Origin of the sequence: Frankia sp. KB5 (assembly GCF_002099325.1) — a bacterium.
In the GTDB taxonomy this organism is placed as follows: domain Bacteria; phylum Actinomycetota; class Actinomycetes; order Frankiales; family Frankiaceae; genus Frankia; species Frankia casuarinae.
Map to the genome: position 1 here is coordinate 1 of NZ_MRUJ01000365.1, position 2821 is coordinate 2821.

1 protein-coding gene and 1 pseudogene are annotated in these 2821 nt (G+C 68.6%); one reads left to right on the forward strand and one right to left on the reverse strand.

The features are described 5' to 3' along the window. The first annotated feature begins 343 nt into the window (after nucleotides 1-343). Nucleotides 344-1606, forward strand: a complete 1263-nt coding sequence (locus KBI5_RS24385) for an ISL3 family transposase (protein ID WP_241883171.1) — start codon at nucleotides 344-346, stop codon at nucleotides 1604-1606. 143 nt (nucleotides 1607-1749) lie between these two features. Here the strand turns inward: KBI5_RS24385 and KBI5_RS24390 are convergent. Continuing rightward, a pseudogene (locus KBI5_RS24390) lies at nucleotides 1750-2821 on the reverse strand (ISAzo13 family transposase); the annotation flags it as partial.

Genomic DNA, 2821 nt, shown 5'->3' on the forward strand with positions numbered 1-2821 from the left:
GCTGGGAGTGGGGGCCGGCTGGTCAGGCGGGTTGGGTGGTGTCGGTGGGATTGGGTTGACCGGACTGATGATCGGCTGCGGTTACGGGCTCGTGTTCGAGGGGCCTCCGGCGTGTGTTCCGGGTGCGGCGTCGCGTCGGAGCGGGTGCACGGGCGGTATCGCCGCCGATTGGTCGATGCAGCGATCGCGGGTGCTCACGTGGAGATCGATCTGCTGATCCGGCGGTTCCGCTGCCTGACAGCGGACTGTCCGCGGGTGACCTTCGCGGAGCAGGTCGTGGGGTCTGACAAGTCCGCATGCCCGGTTCACCCCGCTTGCCGGCCGGTTGATCGAAGCGATCGGGTTGGCGTTGGCGGGCAGAGCCGGAGCCCGCCTCGCGAACCGGATGGGACTTCCCGCTGGTCGAAACACCCTGCTGCGCCGGGTCCGGGCGCTGCCCGACCCACAGATTGGGGCGGTGGCCCTCCTCGGAGTGGATGACTTCGCGCTGCGCCGAGGTCGGGTCTACGGAACGGTCCTGATCGATCTCGACAGCCACCGGCCGGTGGACCTGCTACCCGACCGGGAAGCGGCGACGTTCGCCGGCTGGCTGGGCGAGCATCCCGGCGCGCAGGTGATCTGCCGGGACCGGGCGGGTGCCTACGCCGATGGCGCCCGCACCGGCGCCCCGGACGCGGTGCAGGTAGCGGACCGCTTCCATCTGTGGAGCAACCTCGCCGGGTACGTCGAGACGACGGTCRCCCGGCACCGTTCCTACCTGGCGGAACCGCCGACTACCTGCGAGGCCGCGGACGAGCCAAGGGCGGACCTTGACGGCGCGGTGGCCGCGGCGCGGGACGCGCATTTCGAGCAGCGGGCGTTCGTGCGACATGCCCGCGAGCGGTACGCCGCCGTCCAGGAACTGAAAGCCGCAGGCGTGGGCATCAAGCCGATCGCCGCCCGACTCGGCCTGGCCCGAGGAACGGTCCGCAAGTACTATCGCGCCACCAGCGTCGACGACGTCCTGGCCAAGGCCCGCGACGGCCACGGCTCGATCCTGCGGCCGTGGGAGCCCTACCTCACCGAGCGGGTCAACGCCGGGATCACCAACGGCAGCCAGCTGTTCCAGGAGATCCACGACCAGGGCTACCCCGGGAGCAGAGCCGTTGTCTTGGCCTTCCTGCGCCCACTACGCGCCGGCGGCAGCACCGCCGCACCCGCGGCACGACCGGCACCCAAGGTCCGCACCGTCACCCGGTGGATCCTCACCCACCCAGAGCACCTGGACGAGCAGGAGACCCTGGCATTGAAGACGATCCTCACCCGCTGCCAGGACCTCCAGAAGACCGTCGGTCACGTCACGGCGTTCGCGCAGATGCTCACCGGTCGTCACGGCGACCGGCTCAACGGCTGGATCGCCGCCGTCGACGCCGACGACCTGCCCGAACTTCACCGCTTCACCCGCGGCCTCCTGCGCGACCACGACGCCGTCCTCAACGGACTGACCCTGCCGCACAGCTCCGGACAGGTCGAAGGCGCCGTGAACCGCATCAAAATGATCAAACGGCAGATGTATGGCAGGGCGAACTTCGACCTGCTCCGCAAACGAGTTCTCCTCGCGACCTGAYGGTACCCGGGTCCACTTCGATCACAAGATCAGGGACAGATCCAGTTTTCCGGAAGCTGCGACAGCGCTGCTGACTCATCAACATCCTCCGTCTACGGACCAGTCATCTTACAGGGATCACTGTCCGAAGATCGGGAACCACCTCAGTGACCTGCTCGGCCTGGGTGAACCCGCAGCGTCGTCGGCTCGATGGTGATGCTCTGTTCGTGCAGGAGCTGGCGGACGTCGGTGACTGCTTCGCCGATGGTGCGTGGATTGACCTCCAGCATGTCCGCCAGGACTCGCTGCGATCAGATCTGGCGTAGGTGAACGACAGTGATCAGGACCCGGTCGCGCGCGGAGAGCAGGGGCCGGCCGTGGGTGCCAGGGGCATGGCGGCGTGGTCCGCCTCGCTGCTGGTAGCGGYGCTGCTCCCAGCGGGCGGCCTGGGCTGGGGCCAGCCGTGCTGCGAGCGCGTCGAGGTCGGTGGTGCTCATGYCGGTCAGACGCGGGTGGGCCAGCAGCGTCAGGGTCGCGGCCCGGTCCGACACGGCCATGGGATTGGGGACGGTGGATGGTTCTGCGGTGCTGTCGGGATGCGCGGGATGAATGGTGTAGTTCCACGTGCCRTGCACTGGATGGGGTTCGATGGGCAACGCGTCGATGCGGGCTTTGCTGACCGCGATGCCGACCGGGTAGTCCCGGGTGTCCAAGCGTGCTTCGACGCGTAGGCCGCTGCGGGTCCGGGTCGCCGCGATCGTGTTCACGACCACTTCATGGCTGGTCAGCGGCCGGCCGCGCCAGTTCATGGTGATCTGGGAGAACAACCGGTGCTCGATCTTGTTCCACTTCGAGGTGCCCGGGCGGGAAATGACAGACCGTGATGGACAGGCCGGTGCCAGTGGCGAGTGTGGCGAGTTCGGCTTTCCAGGCCCGGAAGCGGTAGCTGTTGGACCCACCCGCGTCCGCGGTGACCAGCAGCCGGGTGGCCCGCGGGTAGTCGGCCTGGCCGCGGGCCTGCCACCAGCGGCGGATCGAGGCCACCGCGAACGCCGAGGTGGCGTGGTCGACCCCGACGTTGACCCAGCCCGCATCGGCGGTCAGATCGTAGACGCCGTAGGGAATCGCGGTCTCACCCTGCGGGCCGGTGAAGAAGCTGTGATCCTCCACCTGGACCGGGTCGCCTTTCGGTCGCCATTCACGGCCGGAGTTCGGGACAGGGTGACCCGCAAAGTC